General features: G+C 68.1%; 16 protein-coding genes. 11 read left to right on the plus strand and 5 right to left on the minus strand.

Translation table 11 applies throughout. The annotated features are described in order from the left end of the window. Positions 1-85 precede the first annotated feature (85 nt). The 4 genes from AB0F10_RS09715 to AB0F10_RS09730 are packed head-to-tail and all read right to left on the minus strand — an operon-like array spanning position 86 to position 4,485. Positions 86-1,438, minus strand: coding sequence for a sugar ABC transporter substrate-binding protein (locus tag AB0F10_RS09715; protein ID WP_360621924.1), 1,353 nt, complete (start codon positions 1,436-1,438; stop codon positions 86-88). Positions 1,439-1,469: 31 nt separating this feature from the next. Continuing rightward, positions 1,470-2,426, minus strand: coding sequence for a carbohydrate ABC transporter permease (locus AB0F10_RS09720; RefSeq protein ID WP_360621926.1), 957 nt, complete (start codon positions 2,424-2,426; stop codon positions 1,470-1,472). Positions 2,427-2,437: 11 nt separating this feature from the next. Further along, entirely contained in the window at positions 2,438-3,328 is an 891-nt protein-coding gene (locus AB0F10_RS09725) for a sugar ABC transporter permease (RefSeq protein WP_360621928.1), read from the minus strand. After that, positions 3,325-4,485 (minus strand): ROK family transcriptional regulator, encoded by a 1,161-nt coding sequence (locus tag AB0F10_RS09730; protein ID WP_360621930.1) that lies wholly within the window; start codon positions 4,483-4,485, stop codon positions 3,325-3,327. The genes AB0F10_RS09725 and AB0F10_RS09730 overlap by 4 nt, the downstream gene beginning before the upstream one ends. Before the next feature lie 158 nt (positions 4,486-4,643). Here AB0F10_RS09730 and AB0F10_RS09735 point away from each other — a divergent pair, with 158 nt between their 5' ends. The 10 genes from AB0F10_RS09735 (at position 4,644) to AB0F10_RS09780 (ending at position 19,896) form a co-directional block, all read left to right on the plus strand. Then, entirely contained in the window at positions 4,644-6,839 is a 2,196-nt protein-coding gene (locus AB0F10_RS09735; RefSeq protein WP_360621932.1) for an alpha-galactosidase, read from the plus strand. A gap of 409 nt (positions 6,840-7,248) precedes the next feature. After that, positions 7,249-8,382 (plus strand): glycosyl hydrolase, encoded by a 1,134-nt coding sequence (locus tag AB0F10_RS09740; protein WP_360621934.1) that lies wholly within the window; start codon positions 7,249-7,251, stop codon positions 8,380-8,382. Between the two features lie 31 nt (positions 8,383-8,413). Next, on the plus strand, positions 8,414-9,394 hold the full coding sequence (locus tag AB0F10_RS09745) for a GDSL-type esterase/lipase family protein (protein WP_360621936.1): 981 nt from the start codon (positions 8,414-8,416) through the stop codon (positions 9,392-9,394). Further along, positions 9,394-10,767 carry a PHB depolymerase family esterase gene (locus AB0F10_RS09750; protein ID WP_360621938.1) on the plus strand — a complete coding sequence of 458 codons (1,374 nt, stop codon included), beginning with the start codon at positions 9,394-9,396 and terminating at the stop codon, positions 10,765-10,767. Before AB0F10_RS09745 ends, AB0F10_RS09750 begins: the two co-directional genes overlap by 1 nt. Positions 10,768-10,793: 26 nt before the next feature. Further along, positions 10,794-12,218 (plus strand): ricin-type beta-trefoil lectin domain protein, encoded by a 1,425-nt coding sequence (locus AB0F10_RS09755; RefSeq protein ID WP_360621940.1) that lies wholly within the window; start codon positions 10,794-10,796, stop codon positions 12,216-12,218. A 90-nt stretch (positions 12,219-12,308) separates the two neighbouring features. Continuing rightward, positions 12,309-13,673 (plus strand): lectin, encoded by a 1,365-nt coding sequence (locus tag AB0F10_RS09760; protein ID WP_360621942.1) that lies wholly within the window; start codon positions 12,309-12,311, stop codon positions 13,671-13,673. A 55-nt stretch (positions 13,674-13,728) separates the two neighbouring features. Further along, the gene (locus AB0F10_RS09765) at positions 13,729-14,994 is read left to right on the plus strand and encodes a cellulase family glycosylhydrolase (protein ID WP_360621944.1); all 1,266 of its coding nucleotides are present in this window, start codon (positions 13,729-13,731) and stop codon (positions 14,992-14,994) included. 139 nt (positions 14,995-15,133) lie between these two features. Then, positions 15,134-16,474, plus strand: a complete 1,341-nt coding sequence (locus AB0F10_RS09770) for an AGE family epimerase/isomerase (RefSeq protein WP_360621946.1) — start codon at positions 15,134-15,136, stop codon at positions 16,472-16,474. A 245-nt stretch (positions 16,475-16,719) separates the two neighbouring features. Further along, the gene (locus AB0F10_RS09775; RefSeq protein WP_360621948.1) at positions 16,720-18,300 is read left to right on the plus strand and encodes a ricin-type beta-trefoil lectin domain protein; all 1,581 of its coding nucleotides are present in this window, start codon (positions 16,720-16,722) and stop codon (positions 18,298-18,300) included. Between the two features lie 42 nt (positions 18,301-18,342). Beyond that, positions 18,343-19,896, plus strand: coding sequence for an alpha-L-arabinofuranosidase B (locus AB0F10_RS09780; protein WP_360621950.1), 1,554 nt, complete (start codon positions 18,343-18,345; stop codon positions 19,894-19,896). Here the strand turns inward: AB0F10_RS09780 and AB0F10_RS09785 are convergent. Next, positions 19,862-20,755: a SulP family inorganic anion transporter gene (locus AB0F10_RS09785; RefSeq protein WP_360621952.1), complete on the minus strand. Its 894-nt coding sequence runs from the start codon at positions 20,753-20,755 to the stop codon at positions 19,862-19,864. The two genes, AB0F10_RS09780 and AB0F10_RS09785, sit on opposite strands and share 35 nt — an antisense overlap. Before the next feature lie 155 nt (positions 20,756-20,910). On the opposite strand from AB0F10_RS09785, the gene AB0F10_RS09790 reads away from it, so the two are divergent. After that, on the plus strand, positions 20,911-21,498 hold the full coding sequence (locus AB0F10_RS09790; protein WP_360621954.1) for an aquaporin: 588 nt from the start codon (positions 20,911-20,913) through the stop codon (positions 21,496-21,498). The last annotated feature ends 42 nt before the right edge of the window (positions 21,499-21,540 follow it).

A 21,540-nucleotide genomic window follows, 5' to 3' on the forward strand; every position in this document is an offset into this window, starting at 1 on the left:
GGGGTGGTGGGTGCTGCGGGGGGGTGGGTCGGTTCGCTCCAACCCCCCCCGCCCCCGACCGGGTTTCTCGTCCGGGGACGAGGTGTTATTTCTTGAGGAGGTCGTTCGCCTTCCGGTTGGCGCCGTCCAGGGAGTCGACGCCGCTCTTGCCCGACATGATGGAGTCCATCGTCTCCATCATCAGGGCGGAGATGTCCGCCCAGTGATCGGCGATCGGCGCCAGGGTGGTCGTGTTCTCCTTGAGGTGCACGGTGAACGGCGCCACGTCGATCTGTTTGGCGGCAAAGGCCTTCTCCGCCTCGACGGTCGCGCTCCTGATGGCGGGGAAGACGATGCCCTGCTTCGCGACGATGTCCTGCTGGCAGGCGGGCGAGGCGAGGAACTTCACCCACTGCCAGGCGCCTTCGGGGTTCTTGGTGCCGGCGTAGATGTTGTCGGCCAGACCGTTGATCATGCTGGCCCGCTTGCCGCTCGGACCGACAGGGGTCGGGGCTGTTCCGGACTTGACGCCCTTGAGGTCCCAGTAGGACTTGGTGTTCCAGCTGCCCTCGGTGACCATCGCATACTTTCCGGCGCCGTACGCGTCCAGCTGGTTTACGCCGGAGCTCGCGATGGCGAGCGTCGGCATGTAGCCCTTGTCAATCAGCGAGTGGAACCAGGCGATCGTCTGCTTGAAACGCGGATCGCCATAGTTGAACGCGGTCGGCCACGGGGTCTTGTCACCATGCGTCCAGCCGGTGGAGAACGCGTACGGGCTCCATTCGGTCTGTCCGAAGCCGCCGCCGGAGCTGTTCAGGCCCAGGCCGTAGGTGGCGACTTTGCTCTTGTCGAAGCCGGGCTCGTCGCCGCGCTTGCCGAACTTGTCGACCGTGAGGTGGGCGATCAGCTTTTCGTAGGTGCCGCCGTCGGCCGGGTTCCAGGTGAGGTTCTGCAGGTCGGCGGGCTTGACGCCGGCCTCCTCGACCTTTTTGGTGTTGTAGAACAGCGCGACGGTGTCGAAGTCCTTGGGCAGGCCGAACCGCTTGCCCTGCTGGTCGACCCACAGATCGGCGAGACCGGTCTGGTACTGCGCCAGGTCGACGCCGTCCTTGGCGACCCGCTCGGTGATGTCGAGAAGCTGGTTCTGGGCGGCGTACTGCGGGTAGTAGCTCAGGTGGCTGACGAACGTGTCAGGCGCGGTGCCCGAGACGAAGGCCGGCGTCAGCGTGTTCCAGTAGTCGTCCCAGCCGTACTGGGTGATCTTGACGGTGTACTGGGGGTTGGCCGCGTGGAACGCGTCCGCGCACGCTTGGTACTGCGGTTGCTGGAAAGTGTCCCAGAGCCAGTAGGTGATGGTGCCCGAAGCCGATGCGGATTTGTCGTCGCTGCCCGTGCAGCCGCCGGCCGCGAGCAGCCCCACGGCTGCTGCGGCGGCGAGAGCGCGTCGCGCTTTCATCATGGTGTCTTCCGTTCCAAGGGGTGAGGGGATGTCATTTGATGCCGGTGAATCCGATGGAGTTGATGACCCGGCGCCCGAGAACGGCGAACAGCACCATGATCGGCAGCGCGGCGACGAGGGTGGCGGCCATGAGGCCGGCCCAGTCGGGCGTGCCCCGCTGGGTCTGCGACTGGAACACCCCGAGCGCGACGGTGAGCACGCGCACGTTCTCCGACCTGCCCACCAGCAGCGGCCAGAAGTAGTCGTTCCACGCGGTGATGTAGGTCAGGATCGCCAGCGTCGTGATCGGTGCCTGGTTGAGCGGCACGATGATCCGGAAGAAGATGCGGGCGTGCCCGGCGCCGTCGATGCGCGCCGCCTCCTCCAGCTCACGGCTGGCGTTGAGGAAGAACTGCCGCAGGAAGAAGATCGCGAACGGAGTCATCAGCAGCCCGGGGAGAACGATGCCGAGGTAGGTGTTCAGCAGGCCGAGGTCTTTGATGAGGATGAAGTTGGGCAGCGTGGTGAAGATCGGCGGGATCATCAGGGCGCTGAGGAACAGGAAGAACACCTTGTCGCGACCGGGCCAGGAAAGCCGGGCGAAGGCGTACGCCGCCATCGCGCTGAAGAAGACCTGGCCGGCCGTGACGAGCGTCGCGACGATGACTGAGTTGCGCAGGTACAGCCAGAAGTTGACGGAAGCGCCGGAGCCTCCTTCGGAGATCGCCTCCGCGGTGGTGGAAAGCCCGAGCACTCGCTTGTACGCGCCGAGGGTGAAGTCCACTGGGAGCAGCTCGCCGGAGCCTGCGGCCAGCGACCGGGTGTTCGACAGCGAGGTGCGCAACATCCAGTAGAAGGGGACCAACGTCACGATCATGACGACGACGAGCGTGGCCCACCCGGCCGTACGGCCCCAGGGGAAACCGCGCCGGCCCGGTCGCACGGAGGGCCGGTCCGGCGGGGCGGCAGTGAGATCGGCGCCGGCCTGTGGCGCACTGGCGATGGCCATGGCTGGGCCTTTCACGACAGATCGGAGTGGGAGGCGCGGGTCAACCGCAGCTGCGCGTACGCGACGCCGGCCAGGATGATGAACAGAGCGAGCGACAGCGCTGAGGCGTAGCCGAAATCGAACCGGGCGAAGGCCTGCTCGAAGATGTAGTAGTAGATGACCCGGGTCGCGTTGATCGGCCCGCCGGTGGTGGTGACCGCGACCGTGTCGAAGACCTGGAACGAGCCGATGACGGTCAGCACCAGCACCAGCGCCATGACCGGGCGCAGCAGCGGCAGCGTGACCCGCCAGAACGTCTTCCACTCCGAAGCGCCGTCGATCGCGGCCGCCTCGTAGACCTGTTTCGGAATGGCCTGCAGGCCTGCGAAGACCAGCAGGGCGGTGTAGCCGACGTGGCGCCAGGTGTTCACCAGGGCGATGGTCGGGATCGCCGTGGTGGTCTCGCCGAAGAACGCCACCCGGTCGATGCTGAGCCACTCCAGGAGCTGATTCACCACACCGGTCTGGTAGTCGAGCATGGAGTACCAGACCAGCGCCGCGATGACGTTCGCGATCAGGTAGGGCAGCAGGATGATGCTGCGGATCGTCAGCGACTTGGTCAGCCGGTGCATGAGCACGGCGAGCAGTACCGCGAACACCGTCTGCACGGCGATGTTGATGACCACGTACTCGAGGGTCACCGCCAGGGCGTTCCAGAACAGGTGGTCGCCGATGAGGCGCTCGTAATTCTCCAGCCCGATGAACTCCGGGGCGCTCAGCAGGCTGTAGTCGGTGAAGCTCAGGTAGAGCCCGCGGACGGCCGGCCACAGGTAGAAGGTGAGGAAACCGACGGCCGCCGGGCCGAGGAAGATCAGGGCCGCGGGTACGTCCCGGAGGCGTCTACTCCGTGCCGCCGTTCTCATTCGCCCATCACCTGATACTGCAGTGCGGCAACCGCGGCGCCCCGGGCCCATTCGTTGAACGCGAAGGGCCTGATGACCACGGGTACCGGAGCAGCGGTCCAATGGGTGTGCTGGTCGAGGGACGCGTGGAACGCGGCGTCGCCGATATTGATCATGGTGATCGCCTCACCCGAGAGGATGACCACGTCGGGGCCGGTCAGGTTGGCAACGGTGGCGACAACCTGGCCGAGCGCACGACCGGCGTCGTCGATGACCCGGCGGGCGACGATGTTGCCGTCCCTCGCCAGGGCCAGGCAGTCCTCGAAGGTCAGGTCGGGCCGGTCGAGGGCTGACCGGATGCTGCGCCGCACCGCGGTCGAGGTGGCGTAGGCGCGGGCGCAGCCGCGATGACCTTGTTCGCAGAGCGGCCCGTGGTCGTCGATGACGAGGTGACCGATCAGGCCGGTGGCCCGGCTGTGACCGGTGGCGAGCCGGTCGTTGATGACCAGTCCGCAGCCGATGCCGGCGCCGACGGTGATCAGGGCGAAGGAACGCTGCCCCACGCCGGCGCCGAACCAGTGCTGGGCGGCGGTGAGAGCGCGTACGTCATTGTCGAGGACGACGGGTAGCCCGGTCCGGTCTCGCACGAGATCGGCCAAGGGCACGTCCCGCCAGCCCAGGAACGGGGAGGCGTGCACCACCGGATCGCCGGGAAAGACGACGCCGGCCAGGCTCAGCCCAAGGCCGGCGATGCGGTGGCCCGGATCGCTGAGCTGGCGGACGGCGGTCGCGATCTGCTCGACGATCGCTTCGACATCGTGGTTGGGCAGGGACAGCCGGGTCTCCGACTGCACAGTGGCCGACAGGTCGGTCCGGACGCCGAACAGTTCGTCTGCGGTGAGCTTGATGCCGACGAACTGCGCCCGGCTCGCGTCCACGGTCAACGGCAGCGAGGGCCGGCCCACCGTGTTGCGGGTCTCGACGGGCTGTTCCCGCAGGTAGCCGTTCTCGAGCAACGGCTTGGTCAGCTTCGTCAACGCCGAGGGGGACAGGTCGAGCCGGCGCGCCACCTCTGCCCGCGACATCGGTCCGTGCACCAGCAGCTCGACGAACACTGATCGCATGGCGTCGGTCACGCTCGCGGTCCGGGTGGCATCGATGTGTAACACGTCAGACATGCTCACTCGGTTTATTCACAGTGTCAAGTAAAAGACGGCTGACTGGGGCCTTACGGCGGTCCGGTTCCGACATAGCGGTCTCTTTTGTTGACGTCATGTAGATACCAGGTTACGGTTCCGGTACTCCATCGATGATCGGGGATGTCACTGTGTCCGTGATGCCGCTCAGCCCGAACCACGACTCGTGGTGTCTGCGCACGCCCGGCTCGTGCTACGTCGTCGCGGTGGAGACCGACGCCCGGACCGGGGAAGCGACCGTCCTGCAGAAGTACTGGGGACCCGCGCTCACCGTGGACGCCGCCCACCAGGTCGTGGGCCTCAGCCGGGGCCCGTCGACACCCGACGGAGCCGGGCGGCACGTGACGAGCTTCGCCGAGCCGGTGGAGATAGAGGAACTGTTGCCGGTGACCGGAGGGCGGCGCTGGGGACCGGCTGCCCTCGAAGTCTCCTTCGGCGCGGTCCGCTCGGTGGAGCTGCAGTTCCAGTCGGCGAAGGCCGACGACGAGCGCCTCGATCTGAGCCTGGCTGATCGGCACTTCCCGCTCGAAGTGGTGCTGTCCTTCCGGGCCCGGCCCGACAGCGACGTGATCGAGCGGTGGGTGACACTTCGCAACACCGCTCTGCCCGGCTCGGACTCTGGCATCACCATCACCCGGCTCCTTTCGGGCAGCTGGTTCCTGCCGGACGCGGACGACTACAGCTACACCGGCGTGGCTGGTGCCTGGGCCGAGGAGTTCCAGCTGCAACGCGGCCGGCTGCCCGTCGGCGAGCTGACCTACACGAGCCGTCAGGGCATCACCGGACATCAGTCCAACCCCTGGCTCATGATCGATGCCGGCACCGCCACCGAGACCGAGGGTGCGGTCTTCGGCATGGCGCTGGTCTGGAGCGGCAGCTGGCGAATGACCGCCACCCGCCGTCCGGAAGGCGGCGCGGCCGTGGCGGCCGGATTCGGGCACGAGGGCCTGCGCTGGCCACTGTCACCCGGCACCGAACTGGTCAGTCCGCCGACGCTCGGGTTGTACTGCGAAGGCGGATTCGGTGCGGCCAGCCGGGCCTGGCACGACTACACGCGGGCGTACGTGCTGCCGTCCGCCGATGAGCTGCGGCCGGTGCTCTACAACTCCTGGGAAGCCACCGGTTTCGGCGCGACCGCGCAGGGCCAGCTCAAGCTGGCGCGCACCGCGGCGGCCCTCGGGGCGGAGCTGTTCGTCATCGATGACGGATGGTTCGCGCGCCGCGACGACGCGACGTCCTCCCTCGGTGACTGGTGGCCGCATCCGGAGCGGTTCCCGGACGGACTCGGTGTGCTGTTCGACGAGATCCGCAACCTCGGCATGCGAGTCGGCCTCTGGGTCGAGCCGGAGTCGGTCAGCCCGGACAGTGAGCTCCATCGCGCTCATCCGGACTGGGTGCTGCGGATGGACCACCGGCGGCGCGACACGAAACGCGAGCAGCTGGTGTTGAACTTCGCGCGTCCGGAGGTCAGCGACTGGGCGCTCGGCTGGCTGACCCGGCTTGTCGCGGAGCTCGGGATCGACTACCTCAAGTGGGACGTCAACCGGCCGTTCACCCAGGCCGGCTGGCCGGAGCGGCCCGCGGACCAGGATCTGTTGTGGATCGATCACACCCGCAACGTCTACCGGGTGATGGACGACCTGCGCGCTCAATACCCGGCGCTGCGCATCGAGGCGTGTTCCGGCGGTGGCGGCCGCGTCGACCTGGGCATTCTCCAGCACGTCGACCAGGTGTGGCCATCGGACAACACCGATGCCAAGGATCGCCAGATCGCGCAGCACGGCTTCTCCCAGCTGTACCCGGCGTCGGCCATGGGCGCCTGGGTTACGGACACGCCCAATCCGAACACCGATCGCGACATGCCGTTGCGCTATCGGTTCCACGTCGCGATGGCCGGGGTACTCGGCATCGGTGCCGACGTCGGCCGGTGGACCGCCGAGGAACTGGCCGAGGCGCGATCTCTGGTCGACGCGTACAAGCAGGTCCGGCCAACTGTGCAGCAGGGTCGCCAGTACCGGCTCGGTGGTGCCCCTGGCGCCGAGCGGTCGGCGGTGCAATACGTCCTCGGTGCCGAGGTGGTGGTCCTGGTCCACAACCCGCTCGGAAACGCCAAGAGCGGTCCTCGCCGGCTCCGGCTCGCCGGGCTGGATCCGGACGCTACCTACGAGGTGGTGGCAGGTGGCGTCGCCGGGCCGGCGCACGGCCGGCTCACCCACCGGTCACGGTGGTACGGCAGCGTTCTCATGTCCGTCGGCATCCGGCCCGCGGCGTGGGAGCCGATCGGCGCCGACTATCGCAGCGATCTCGTGGTCCTCCACCGGGTACGCACTGCCTGACAGAAAAGTGCCGTAGTTGCCGCTCTCCCATTCGAATATCGGCCGACGAACGGATGCCTGCTCGTGCGGTATCGGTTCTTTCCGATTCCGCGGGGTGGGCCCGGCGTGCGTGCATTCCCGTTTCTCGGTAATTTACATTTACTTATATCAATGTCTTGACCCGGTCGCACCGAGGTCGTAGGTTTACGAATCAGCAACAATGGACGGCGTGGAGAAACGTCGTCATCGCGGTGGCCGGACTTCTCCCGCCTGGCCGATACCACCCCGATCGACCGGTGCGGACCGGGCCATTCGGCAGGTGACAAGAAAGCACATTGCCGATTCACTCCGTCCGGTGGCGCCGTTGCGAGGCTCGCGTTCCGGTCCGGCTGCCGTATCCGGCAGTCACCCCGTCCCCGGAAGGAAAACCATGCGACGAAGCAAGACCATGATGCTCACAGTGCTAGCCGGCCTGCTGGTCAGCGGATCACTCCTGGCCTCACCCGTGGCCCAGGCAGCCGACACGGCCCCCAACGGATACCCGTACTGCGTCAACGGATCGTCATCGGATCCGGACGGTGACGGGTGGGGCTGGGAGAACAACGCCTCCTGTGTCGTCCGAGGGTCCGCGGCCGACCCCGGCGCCGGCAACACGTCGTGCTCGGTGGCCCCGGCCGACCCGGCGGCCACGACCTCGGCCCGGCGCCTGCTGTGCTACCTCTACAACGTCTACGGCAACCACATTCTCTCCGGCCAGCAGGAGTCCACCTGGAACGGCGGCCCGGACTACGAGATGAACTACATCTACAACATCGCCAAGAAATACCCGGCGATCCGGGGGCAGGACATGGGTGACTCTCCGGACTTCGGCGCCCGCGGACTGTCCTGGTGGAACGCCGGCGGAATCCCGATGGTCGGCTACCACATGGGCTCACCGGCACAGGACACCGACGGCTATGCCGGCTCACAGATGAACGCCAACATCGGCGCCGCGCTGGCCTCCGGGACCGCCGACAACAACCGGCTCAACACCCGTCTGAGGAAATGGGCCGATCAACTCAAGGTCATTCAGAACGGCGGCGGAGCCGTCATCTTCCGCCCGTGGCACGAGGCATCCGGCACGTGGTTCTGGTGGAGCAAGGAAGGCGCGAGCCAGTACAACCGCCTATGGATCTACACGTACAACTTCATGCGCAATGCCGGCGTCCACAACCTGGTGTATCTGCACCCGTTCAACGGCGCCCCCGCTGCTGCCTGGTATCCCGGCAAGCAGTACGTGGACATCGGTGGTGCGGACACCTATGCCGGCGACCACGGCCCGCAGACCTCGATGTACAACGCGGCCAGGTCCATCTACGGCAGCACCATGCCGATCGCTCTGCACGAGAACGGGCCGATCCCCAATCCGGCGCAGCTGCAGTCCAGCGGCACCAAGTGGGTGCTGTTCAACACCTGGCACAGCAGCTGGATCACCGACACGAGCAAGAACTCCGCCAATGACATCCGCACTTTCTACACCAGCTCCTACGTCCTGACCCGGGATGAACTGCCGAGCCTCAGGTAGAAACGCGGCCGTACCGAAGGGAGTGAGAACAGTGAAGAAACTCTTGGGCCTGCTCGTCGCCCTGGCTGCCGTCGTAGCGTCGGTCCTGCTCGTGACGCCGGCCGCGAACGCTGCCGCGCCGACGCGGATCATGCTGCTCGGCGACTCGATCACCGGTTCCAACGGCTGCTGGCGCGCCCTGCTCTGGCAGCATCTGCAGTCCAGCGGACACACCAACGTCGACTTCGTCGGCACGCTGCGGAACACGTACTGCTCCGGCTCGTTCGACGCCGACAACGAAGGCCACGGCGGTTACACGGCGACCGGTATCGCCGACAACAATCAGCTTCCGGGCTGGCTGTCGGCGACCAACCCGAACATCGTGGTGATGATGCTCGGCACCAACGACGTCTGGGGCAACAGGGGAACGCCCGCGATCCTCGCCGCGTACACCAAGCTGCTCGGTCAGATGCGGGCCAACAACGCCGACGTCAAGGTGCTGATCGCGCAGATCCTGCCGATGGCGCCCAGCGGATGCGGCAACTGCAACGCCAACGTGCAGAACCTGAACGCCGCCATCCCCGGCTGGGCCTCCGCGAACAGCACCAGCCGCTCGCCCGTCCGGGTGGTCGACCAGTACACCGGCTTCAACCCGGCGCAGGACACCGTCGACGGCGTGCATCCCAACGACGGCACCGGCATCCGCAAGCTGGAGGCGAGGTTCTATCCGGCGCTGACCGGGCTGCTCGGCTCGACGACCACTCCGACCCCGCCCGGCACGGCGCCGAACGGGTACCCGTACTGCGTCAATGGATCGTCGTCGGATCCGGACGGTGACGGCTGGGGCTGGGAGAACAACGCCTCCTGCGTCGTCCGGGGCTCGAAAGCCGATCCCGGCGCGAGTTCCGGGGGCACGGCGCCGAACGGCTACCCGTACTGCGCCAACGGATCGTCGTCGGACCCGGACGGTGACGGCTGGGGCTGGGAGAACAACGCCTCCTGCGTCGTCCGCAACGGTAGGGCGGACCACTGATGAGCAGAAGCCGCACCACCACCTGGCTCCGCGCCGTCATCGCGGCACTGACCACCCTCGCCGCCGCCGCCCTCGGCACCCTTGTGGCCGCGCCACCGGCCGCCGCCGCGTCACTGCAGCAGATCACCAATTTCGGCGTCAACCCCACCGGCACCAAGATGTTTCTCTACGTACCGGACAGCGTCAAACCCAACCCCGCGGTCCTGGTCGGCGTGCACTGGTGTCACGGCACCGCACAAGACTTCTACCAGGGAACGGGATATGCCTCGCTGGCCGACCGGTACGGCTTCATCGTCATCTATCCGTCCGCACCCAGCAGCGACGGCTGCTGGGACGTGCACTCGACCGCGTCGCTGACCCACAACGGCGGCGGCGACTCCCTCGGCATCGTGTCCATGGTCAATTACGTCCGGCAGCGTTACGGCGCCGACCCCGACCGCACGTTCGTGACCGGTCATTCCTCCGGCGGTATGATGACCAACGTCCTTCTCGGCGCGTATCCGGACGTCTTCCGGGCCGGCTCCGCCTACGCCGGGGTCCCGTTCGGATGCTTCGCCGGCCCGGACCCGTGGAACTCCGCCTGCGCCAACGGCCAGATCAGCAGGACACCACAGCAGTGGGGAGACGCGGTGCGGGCCGCCTATCCCGGCTATTCCGGCGCACGTCCACGCATGCAGCTGTGGCACGGCACCACGGACGACGTCCTGCGCTTCGCCAACTTCGGCGAGGAGATCAAGCAATGGACCAACGTGCACGGTGTCAGCCAGACGCCGACCTCCACCGAGCAGAACCAGCCGCGGTCCGGTTGGACCCGTACCCGCTACGGCAGCCAGGTGGAGGCGATCCAGGAAACCGGTCAGCCGCACAACTTGCAGATCCTCGCCGACCAGACCATCCACTTCTTCGGGCTCGACGCCACGTCTCCCACGACGCCGCCGTCGACGTCGACCTGGCGCGGCCAGGGCTCGGGGCGCTGCCTCGACGTGCCCGGCGGCAACCAGGCCAACGGCACCCGGCCGGCGCTGTGGGACTGCAACGGCGGCAGCAATCAGAACTGGACCAGCACCTCCAGCAATGAACTTCGCACGGCGGGCGGCAAGTGCCTCGACGTTGCCGGCGGCGCCACCACCGACGGCACCACGGTGCAGATCTGGGACTGCAACGGCGGCGTCAACCAGCAGTGGCGGCTGAACTCCGACGGCACTGTTGTCGCCGTGAACTCGGGCAGGTGCCTGGACGTCACGGGCGCTGCCACGGCGAACGGATCCCCGGTGCAGATCTGGAACTGCAACGGCGGCAGCAACCAGCGATGGGCCCGCGCACTACCCGCACTGACCGGAAACCAAAGCCCGAACGCTCCGGAGGAACGATGAGGACAAGCGGACGCCGCCTGCGGCGGATGTCATCAGCCGGTCTGGCCCTTTTCCTGCTGCTGGGGGCCTTCGGCATCAGCGTCGCCGGTGGCACGCCGGCGCACGCGGCGACCAACCAGTTCCACGGCGTCAACTGGGCCGATCCCCGGGACAACTTCCTCACCGATCCGAACGTCCCGGTCGGCTTGTCGAGGTCGGACACCTACGCGACCACGTACACGAAGGCCACAGCGATCCTCAAAGGGTTCCAGAGTTTCGGCTCGAACACGGTCCGGTTCGGTATCAACCCGCAAACCACGTCGTCGTCGTGGTGGAACAGCCTGGTCGCCGCCTACGACGCGGCCGACGCGCTCGGCATGAACGTGATGATCGCCCCGTGGCCGCCGACCGGCGGCCGGATCAGCGACATGAACGCGTTCTACGCGATGTGGGACGTCGTCATCCGCAAGTACGGCGGTAACAGCCGGTTCTACTTCAACATCGTCAACGAGCCCTGGGGATACAGCGCCACGGAGCTGACCGACCTCGCCGCTCAATTCCTCCAGCGGTACTCGACCATCCCACGCGGCCGGATCGTCGTGCCCGGCCTCTGGTCGGACATCGACCTGTGTGCCGTCGGGGCCGACCCGCGGTTGACCGGCACGCTGCTGTCGATCCACATGTACACCCTCGGCGGCGAGACGCACCCGACCGAGAACGACTGGATCGCCAGCTTCAAAGGCCGGCTGTGCGGATACGCCGATCGTGCCGTGCTCACCGAGTTCGGCGTTCCGATGAACACCGGCGTCAACTACAACGGCCCCCGCGACGGCAACAACAACGTCTCGTACTTCTACGCACTCACCGACACCGTACGCAGCCTCGGCATGGGTTCACTGCTGTGGACCGGCATCAAGGAAGCCGGCCAGACCCAAGGGCCGGGTCCCTGCTTCAACGCGTCCTGTGCGATCACGTCACTGAACGGCAGCGGCACGAACCTCTCGCTGACGATCACCAACCAGTCAGGACTCGACCGGCTGCGGTACGGCTGGGGCCTGGGCAGTACCACCCCGCCCGGCGGCGGCTCGGCGGCAGTGCTGCGGGGTGTGGGCTCCAACCGGTGCCTGGACGTACCGAACAGCAGCACCGCCAACGGCACCTCGCCGGTCATCTGGGACTGCAACGGCGGCGCCAACCAGACGTGGACCTCGCTGTCCAACGGTGCGCTGCAGGTCTACGGGAACAAGTGCCTGGACGTGACCAACCACGCCACCACACCCGGCGCCGGTGTCGCGATCTGGGACTGCAACGGTGGCGCCAACCAGCAGTGGAACCTCAACCCCGACGGAACGGTCGTCGGCCGCGAGTCCGGCCTCTGCCTCGACGTCACCAGTGCCGGTACCGCCAACGGCACCGCCGTCGGCCTGTGGACCTGCACCGGCGCCGACCACCAGAAATGGACCAGGCGATAGCGGTGCGGACGCCGCCGGCCGGGTGACGCGAACGCGCCACCCGGCCGGTACGCCGATGAACCGCGCGACGACACGAAAGGTGTGAGGATCATGAAGGCGAACCTGGGCGCCGGACACGGCGACCGAGCACACGACCACCAGCCGGAACGCGAGCCCCGGCACCGGCCGGTTCGACGCCTCGCCACGGCCGCGGTCGCGGTCGCGGTCACGCTGGGCGTGATCACGGCGACAGCCGCGGTCCTGACCGGTTCCGCCTCGGCGGCCGAGAACTCCTATCAGCGCGGGCCGGATCCCACAGTGCAGAGCGTGGCGGCCGGCCGAGGCACGTTCGCCACCGCCGAGATCACCGTGCCGCGTGGTTTCGGGTTCAACGGCGGAAAGATCTACTACCCGACCGACACGAGCCAGGGCACCTGGGGCGCGATCGCGGCCGTACCCGGCTACACCGCGTCCTGGGCCGCTGAAGGGGCGTGGATGGGACCCTGGCTGGCGTCCTTCGGATTTGTCGTGATCGGCATCGACACCAACAGTCCCACCGATTTCGACACCGCCCGGGGCACCCAGCTGCTGGCCGCGCTGGACTACCTCACCGGGCAGAGTGCGGTACGGGACCGGGTCGATCCGAACCGGTTGGCCGTGCTGGGTCACTCCATGGGCGGTGGCGGCGCCATCAGCGCCGCCATGCGCCGGCCCTCGTTGAAGGCCGCCCTGCCGATGGCACCGGCGTCGTTCTCCCAGAGCCTGTCCGACGTACGGGTGCCGACGCTGATGATGGGCGCCCGCGACGACGGAACGGTGACTCCGTCCTCGCTCAACACCTTGTGGGCCAGCAAGCCGGCCGCCACCAAGGGCGCCTATGTCGAGCTGACCGGCGGGGGCCACGGATTCCCGACCTGGGGCAACTCACAGGTCACCCGGCGGACGATCCCGTGGTTGAAGATTTTTCTCGACAACGACAGCCGGTACGGGCAGTTCCTGTGCCCGTCCCTGGCGGACTCCACCGGCGTCTCGCGGTACCTGAGCGAATGCCCCTACGGACCCACGAACCCTTCGTCCCCGCCGCCGTCGTCCAGCGGCACGATCGCCGGCGCGGCATCCGGACGATGCGTGGACGTGGTCAACGCAGCACAGGCCAACGGCACCGCGGTGGCGCTCTGGGACTGCAACGGCGGGTCCAACCAGCGATGGGAACGCACCAGCGCCGGGCAGTTGCGGGTCTACGGAAGCAAGTGCCTGGACGCCGAGGGCAACGGCACAACCCCCGGCACTAGGGCCATCATCTGGGACTGCACCGGCGGCGCCAACCAGAGATGGAACGTCGACCCCGGCGGCACGATCACCAGCGCCCAGTCCGGGCTGTGCCTGGACGCGGACTCCGCCGGCACCGCCAACGGCACCCGGGTGATCCTGTGGACCTGCACCGGCGGATCGAACCAGCGATGGGTCACCCGCTGACCCGAGGAACGTGCATCCGTCCGTTCCTGTTCACCACCAATCCACCGAGGTAGCCATGTTGAGAAAGCTCGCCTTCGCCGGCGCTGCCCTGGCCACAGTCGTGGCGTCGATCGTGCCCGCCGTTCAACCCGCGCAGGCCGCCACCGGGTTCTCCGTCAGTAACGGACGTCTGCTGGATGCCAACGGCAACGACTTCGTCATGCGCGGCGTCAACCACGCGTACGCCTGGTACAAGGAGCGCGACAGCTCGTTCGCCGACATCAAGCGGACCGGCGCCAACACCGTCCGGGTCGTGCTCGACCTGAATGTGTCCGCCGGCGAGATCACCACCATCATCAACCTGTGCCGGACCAACCGGCTGATCTGCATGCTGGAGATCCACAACACCACCGGCTATGGCGACTCGGGCGGCGGCAACGCCACCCTGGCGCAGGCCGCCGACTTCTGGGTATCCCGACGGAGCGTCCTGACCGGCCAGGAACGGTACGTGCTGATCAACATCGGGAACGAGCCGCTCGGCAACAACAACGCCGGCAACTGGACCAGCTCCACCACCGGCGCCATCCGGACCATCCGCAATGCCGGCCTGCAGCACACGCTGGTGGTCGACGGCCCGAACTGGGGCCAGGACTGGTCCAACACCATGCGGTCCAACGCGCCGTCCGTCTTCGCCGCTGACACGCTGCGCAACACCGTCTTCTCGATCCACATGTACGGCGTGTACGGCCAGGCCGCCACCATCAACAACTACCTCAACGCCTTCATCAGCGCGCGCCTGCCGATCATCGTCGGCGAGTTCGGAAACAACCACTCCGACGGCGACGTCGACGAGAACACCATCATGGCGACCGCCCAGCAGAAGGGGATCGGCTACCTCGGCTGGTCCTGGAGCGGCAACGGCAGCCCGGTGGAATACCTCGACATGACCAACGGCTTCAACGCCGCCAGCCTCACCGCCTGGGGTCAACGGATCATCAACGGTGCCAACGGCATCCGGGCCACGTCGCGCGAGGCGTCGGTCTACGGCGGTACCACGAACCCGACCACGCCGCCGGTCGGTGGCGGTACTGCGCCGAACGGGTTCCCGTACTGCGCGAGTGCGGGTAGTGATCCTGATGGTGACGGCTGGGGTTGGGAGAACAGCCAGTCGTGCGTGGTGCGTGGTGGCCGGGCAGACACCGGTAGCACGCCGACTTCGCCTGCTACTGCGCCGAACGGGTTCCCGTACTGCGCGAGTGCGGGCAGTGATCCTGATGGTGACGGGTGGGGCTGGGAGAACAGCGCCTCCTGCGTCCTGCGTGGCGGCCGAGCGGATCATTGAGATCAGCCCGCTGCTCGCTCGTCGAGCAGCGGGCGCCGACCGCCCATTGACTTACTTAACTTCCTTGGGCAAGTATTTGCCGACAAGCTCGACGAGGAGGTTGACGGTCGCTCCCGGACCAGTCGGAGAGGACCCTTCCATGACCGCCACCCCGGCCGTCCCCGTGAATCTGCTCGCCCTACCCGCCCACCACGCGTGGCTGGATACCGAGTGCCGCCGGTTACTCGCTTTCGGCGCGCGGTCGGCGCTGCCCGACGGCGGCGCCGCCTACCTGGACACCACTGGCGAGCCTGATCCCACGCACGGCGTGCTCACCTGGATCACTGCCCGCACCACGCACGCGTACTCGCTCGGCGTGCTGCTCGGCGTGCCCGGCAGCGCCCTTGTCGCCGACGCCGCGCTCAAGGCCCTGACCGGCCGACTGCGCGACACCGAGCACGGTGGGTGGTTCCACGCCCTCGGACCCGACGGCGCCCCCGACCGCACCGCCGGCAAGTCCTGCTACGACCACGCCTTCGTGCTGCTCGCCGCGTCGTCCGCGGCGCTCGCCGGCCGGCCCGGAGGCACCATGCTGCTCGCCGACGCCGCCGACGTCTACCTCGAGCGCTTCTGGGACGACGACGCCGGCCGCCCGGTGGACACCTGGGACGCGGACTTCACGCAGCTCGCTGACTACCGCGGCCTCAACGCCACGATGCACTCTGTCGAGGCGCTGCTCGCCGTTGCCGACGCCGTCGAGGTGCTCGAGGCCCCGGGTGCGCCCGCCATCGGCGGGGGAGCAGCCGCCTGGCGGCACCGGGCCGCGCGGTCGGCACGATTCGTCGTCGAGTTCGCCGCCGCCCATGACGGGCGCCTGCCCGAACACTTCGGGCCGGACTGGGCCCCCGATCTCGGCTTCAACCGCAGCCAACCGGACGACCCCTTCAAACCGTACGGAGCCACACCGGGACATGGCCTGGAGTGGTCACGTCTGCTGTTGAACGTCGAGGCCGCGACCGGCACCGACGACGCCCTCGCCACAGCGGCGGTGCAGCTGTTCGACCGGGCCGTCGACGACGGCTGGGGCGCCGACGGCGCGGAGGGCTTCGTCTACACCACCGACTGGGACGGCACGCCGTTGGTGCGTCAGCGGATGCACTGGGTGGTGGCCGAGGCGATCGCCGCCGCCGCGGCACTGCACCGACGCACCGGCGAGCGGCGGTACGCCGACAGCTACGCCGCCTGGTGGGATTACGCTGAGCGTCACCTGCTCGACCGCACGGGCGGCTCATGGTGGCACGAACTCGACCCGCGCAACACGCCCGCCACGACCGTGTGGCCCGGCAAACCTGACGTCTACCACGCGGTGCAGGCCGTGCTGTTGCCGCGCCTGCCGCTCGCGCCCACGCTCGCCCGGGCTCTACGGTCGGGGCTGCTCGTCCCGTCGCTGCAGGAGGCCGACGGTGGCCGGCCACCGTGTCCTGGACGGCTATACCGCTGAGTGCCAAGGCATCCATACATGTAAGTATTGACAGGCATGATGTGAACGGTAACATCACAGAATCAACAAGGACTCAACCCTTCCGCAATGCCTTCGTAACTTCGGGCGATCTGCCCGCTGCGCCGCCTCAAGGAGACGCCGAACCGGAGCGGGGACAGCTACGCCCTGCGCCGGGCGGTCAGCACCGACGGTGGTCTCTCACCCGTGCCGCGACTCCTGCCCGCCCCCACAGCAAGGAGAATCCCGTGCGCAAACCCTTCCGCGTCGCGCTGGCCGCGATGCTCGTAGCCACTGCCGTACCCGTCGTCCTGGCCTTCGCCGCGCCGGCCCAGGCCTTGGACAACGGCCTCGCCCGTACCCCGCAACTGGGCTGGAACGACTGGAACACCTTCGGCTGCAACGTCACCGACAGCCTGATCCGGCAGACGGCCGACACCATGGTCTCCAGTGGGATGGCCGCGGCCGGCTACACCTACGTCAACATCGACGACTGTTGGTCGCTGAGGAGCCGCAACAGCAGCGGCGATCTGGTGCCGGACCCGCAGAAGTTCCCGAACGGCATGAAGTCCCTGGCCGACTACGTCCACGGCAAGGGACTGAAGCTGGGCATCTACTCCTCCGCCGGTCTGACCACCTGTGCCGGGTATCCGGCCAGCCTGGGTAACGAGCAACGCGACGCCCGGCTGTGGGCGTCCTGGGGTATCGACTACCTTAAGTACGACAACTGCGGAGACACCCAGGGCCGGACCGGTCAGCAGCGCTACACCGCGATGCGCGACGCTCTGGCGAACTCCGGCCGGTCGATCCTGTACGCGCTGTGCAACTGGGGCAACGACAACGTCGGCTCCTGGGGTGCCGCCACCGGCAACTCGTGGCGGACCACGGGCGACATCGCCGGGAACTGGAACTCGGTGATGGGCATCCTGGACAGCCAGCCAGGCTGGGCGTCGTTCTCGAAGCCCGGCGCCTGGAACGACCCCGACATGCTGGAGGTCGGCAACGGCCTGACCGACACCGAGTCCCGGGCCCACTTCAGCCTCTGGGCCCTCCTGAACGCACCGCTGATCGCCGGCAACGACCTGCGGACGATGAGCACGGCGACCCGGAGCATCCTGACCAACACCGAGGTCATCGGCGTCAACCAGGACTGGGGCGGCCGGCAGGGAAACCGGATCGTCGACAACGGCAACACCGAGGTGTGGTCCAAGCCGATGGCCAACGGTTCGGCCGCCGTCGTCCTGCTCAACCGGGGGAGCAGCACCGCGAACATCAGCACCACGGCGTCCCAGCTGGGCCTCGGTAGCGCGTCGAGCTACTCGGTCCGCGACCTGTGGGCACACGCCACGAGCACCGCCGGCCCGACCATCAGCGCCTCTGTGCCATCCCACGGTGCAGCGATGTACATCGTCACCGGTGGCGGCGGAACCCCGCCGACCGGTACGACCTCGGCCTGGCGTGGTCAGGGCTCGGGACGCTGCCTGGACGTGCCCGGCGGAAGCCAGACCAACGGCACCCTGCCGGCCCTGTGGGACTGCAACGGCGGAAGCAACCAGAAGTGGACGAGCACTGCCGCCACGGAACTTCGTACCCCGGGCGGCAAGTGCCTCGACGCCGCCGGCGGGGCGACCGTCAACGGCACGGCAGTGCAGATCTGGGACTGCAACGGGGGCGCCAACCAGCAGTGGCGACCAGCATCCGATGGAGCCATCGTCGGCGTGGCCTCCGGCCGGTGCCTGGACGTGACCGGCGCCGCCACAGCGAACGGATCCCCGGTGGCGATCTGGGACTGCAACGGCGGCAGCAACCAGAAATGGACCCGGCAGTAGCCGGCGACAGCACCTACAGGTCCACACCAGCGGAGGAAGACGATGACCACAGGACCACGCCTACGGGCCACACTGCTCGGGGCCGTCGCCGCGAGCAGCCTCGTGGCGGCACTGCTCACCGGTGCCGCACCAGCCCAGGCCGCCGCCAGCGGCCCATGCGATATCTATGCCGCCGGGGGAACCCCCTGCGTCGCTGCACACAGCACTACCCGCGCACTGTTCGGTTCCTACAGCGGCCCGCTGTACCAGGTCCGCCGCGCCTCCGACAACACCACCCGCGACGTCGGCGTGCTCACCGCCGGTGGTGTCGCCGATGCCACGACCCAGGACTCGTTCTGCGCTGGTACCAGCTGCCTGATCACGATCATCTACGACCAGACCAGCCGCAACAACCGGCTCACCCAGGCGCCACCCGGGGGCTTCCGAGGGCCGGCGGCCGGCGGGTACGACAACCTCGCCAACGCGACCTCGGCACCGATCTCGGTCGGCGGGCACAAGGCCTACGGCGTCTTCGTCGCACCGGGAACCGGATACCGCAACAACAACACCAACGGGGTAGCCACGGGTGACCGACCGGAGGGCATGTACGCGATCCTGGACGGCACGCACTACAACAACGGCTGCTGTTTCGACTACGGCAACGCCGAGACCAACAGCCGTGACAACGGCAACGGCACCATGGAAACCATCTACTTCGGCAACAACACCATCTGGGGCTCCGGTGCCGGCAACGGTCCCTGGATCATGGCCGACCTGGAGAACGGCTTGTTCTCGGGAGTCAATCAGCGCAACAACGCGGGCGACCCGAGCATCAGTCACCGGTTCCTGACCGCGATCGTGAAGGGCGAGCCGAACCACTGGTCGATCCGCGGCGGTAACGCCCAATCGGGCGGCCTGTCCACCTTCTACAACGGGGTACGCCCGAACGTGCCGGGATACAACCCGATGAAGAAGGAGGGCGCCATCATTCTGGGCATCGGCGGTGACAACAGCATCAGCGGTGCCGGCACCTTCTACGAAGGCGTGATGACCTCCGGCTATCCGAGCGACGCCACCGAGAACGCGGTGCAGGCCAACATCACCGCGGCTGGTTACACCACCACCGTGACCGGCGGCGGGCCTGTACTGAATCCGGGCACGAGCGTCTCGCTGCGAGCCACCACCGCCTGCTGCACCACCCGGTACATCTCCCACTCCGGCAGCACCGTCAACACCGCCGTGGTCAGCTCGTCAAGCTCCTCGACGACCAAGGCCAACGCGTCCTGGATCGTCCGGGCCGGGCTGGCCAACAACGCCTGCGTGTCCTTCGAATCACGAAACACAGCCGGGAACTACCTGCGTCACCAGAATTACCAGCTCTACCTGAACGCCAACGACGGCAGCTCCCTGTTCGCTCAGGACGCCACGTTCTGCCCCCAGGCCGGGCGTAACGGCCAGGGCAACTCGTTTGCCTCGGTGAACTTCCCCGACCGCTTCATCAGGCATTACACCAACCTCGTCTACACAGCGAGCAACGGCGGGACCAACGCGTTCGACTCCGCCACCGCCTGGGCCAACGACGTCAGCTGGATAGCCGGGACCGCCTGGACACCCTGACGGGCGAGACGGCCGCGGCGAGCAATCTGGCTGGCTTGCGGACGGGCCCGTCTCCGCGACGGCGCGGCAGTATCCGGTCACCGGCTTGGCCGGCCGGCGACCGGATACCCGCGCTGCGCCCTCGGCGAGGAAAACCCAGAGACGCCGCGGGCAGCCCGGCAGGCAACGCACCGATCCGGGCCAGGTCCAGCGACGTGGTCTGCGCGAGGACCGTCGCCGCGGCCACGGCCATCAGCGAGAAAGGGACGCCGGGACGCCACCGCCCGCCGATCAGCATCACCGCTGCCACCCCGAGCGCAACGGCGACAGAGCCGGGATGCGGGTGCGCGACGAAACGGGCCACGGCATCGGCGGCCACCGCCCACACCTTCTCACCGTGCGCGTCGGTGACGCCCAGGGCGGCCGGGACCTGCTGCAGGGCGATCACCACGGCGATACCGGCGGTGAAGCCCTCGATCACCGGCGCCGGAAGGTACCGGACGTAGCTGCCGAGCCGCGCCACCGCCAGGGCGATCAGCAATACCCCGGCCATGGCACCGACCATCAGAACCCCGGTGGTGCCGAAACGTGCGACAACGGGCACCAGGACCACGGCCATCGCCCCGGTCGACCCGGACACCTGCAGGTTCGATCCGCCGAAGACGGCCGCGACCGCGCCGGCGATCACGGCGGTGACCAGCCCGGCCTGCGCGCCGAGCCCGGAGGCCACCCCGAACGCCAACGCCAGGGGCAATGCCACCACCGCGACGGTTAGCCCGGCGAGCAGGTCACGGCGCGGGGACCGCCGCACTGCCAGCCAGTCCGCGCGCAGCGGCAACAGGCCCGCCACCCGCGGCCTGACCACGGCATTCCTGGCCACTGTCTTCGGCCTCGTTCGGTGGGGGACCGGCACGATGGCCGCCGGGGCCACGGTCACCGAGATGCGCGGCCGGGTCGTCGTCGTGTCCGCGCTGGTCGGCCTGATCATCGTCGGGTTCGCGGTCTCGCCGCCGGGACGCTTCAGCGGGCGCCCACATGAATCCGGCGATCACTCTGGGCCTGTTCGCGGCCGGAACCGTGCCGGCTCGGCGGGTTGTGCCGTACCTGACGGCCCAGGCAGCCGGGTCGATCGCCGCGGCCGCCATCACGCGGCTCATGTGGGGCCCTGCGGTGTCCGGACCAGCCGTCCGGTGGTCGGTCGTGCAGCCGGGACCAGGCTGGACCGGTACGTCCGTCGCGGTCGCCGGGGCGGCGACTCTGGCGGTCGTCGTGGCAACGATGTGCTGGGTGACGGCCCACCGCCCGGCCTGGCACCTAGCCTGGATCGTGGGCGGGATGTTCGGGCTGCAAGGCGCTGCCCTCGGAACACTCACCGGCGGCTCCGCCAACCCCGTACGGCAGCTGGGCCCCGCGCTCTTCTCCGGCGAGGCCCGTCTGCTCGCCGTCTACCTAATCGCCCCCGTAGTCGGCGGGATGCTCGCCGGATGGACCGCCCGCGGCTTTCGAGCCGGACCTCGGCTACCGATCACGCCGACCGGCAGCAGGAGCGTCTCCCGAGGCATGTCGGCCCGGCGGCCGGAGCGCTCGGTGGAGCACCTACAGTGCCGCCGGCCGGTAGTGTGAGGCCGCGAACTTCGCAGCCCGGCAATATTCGGCGGTTCTCGC

This window comes from Actinoplanes sp. NPDC026623 (assembly GCF_040638275.1).
GTDB lineage: Bacteria > Actinomycetota > Actinomycetes > Mycobacteriales > Micromonosporaceae > Actinoplanes.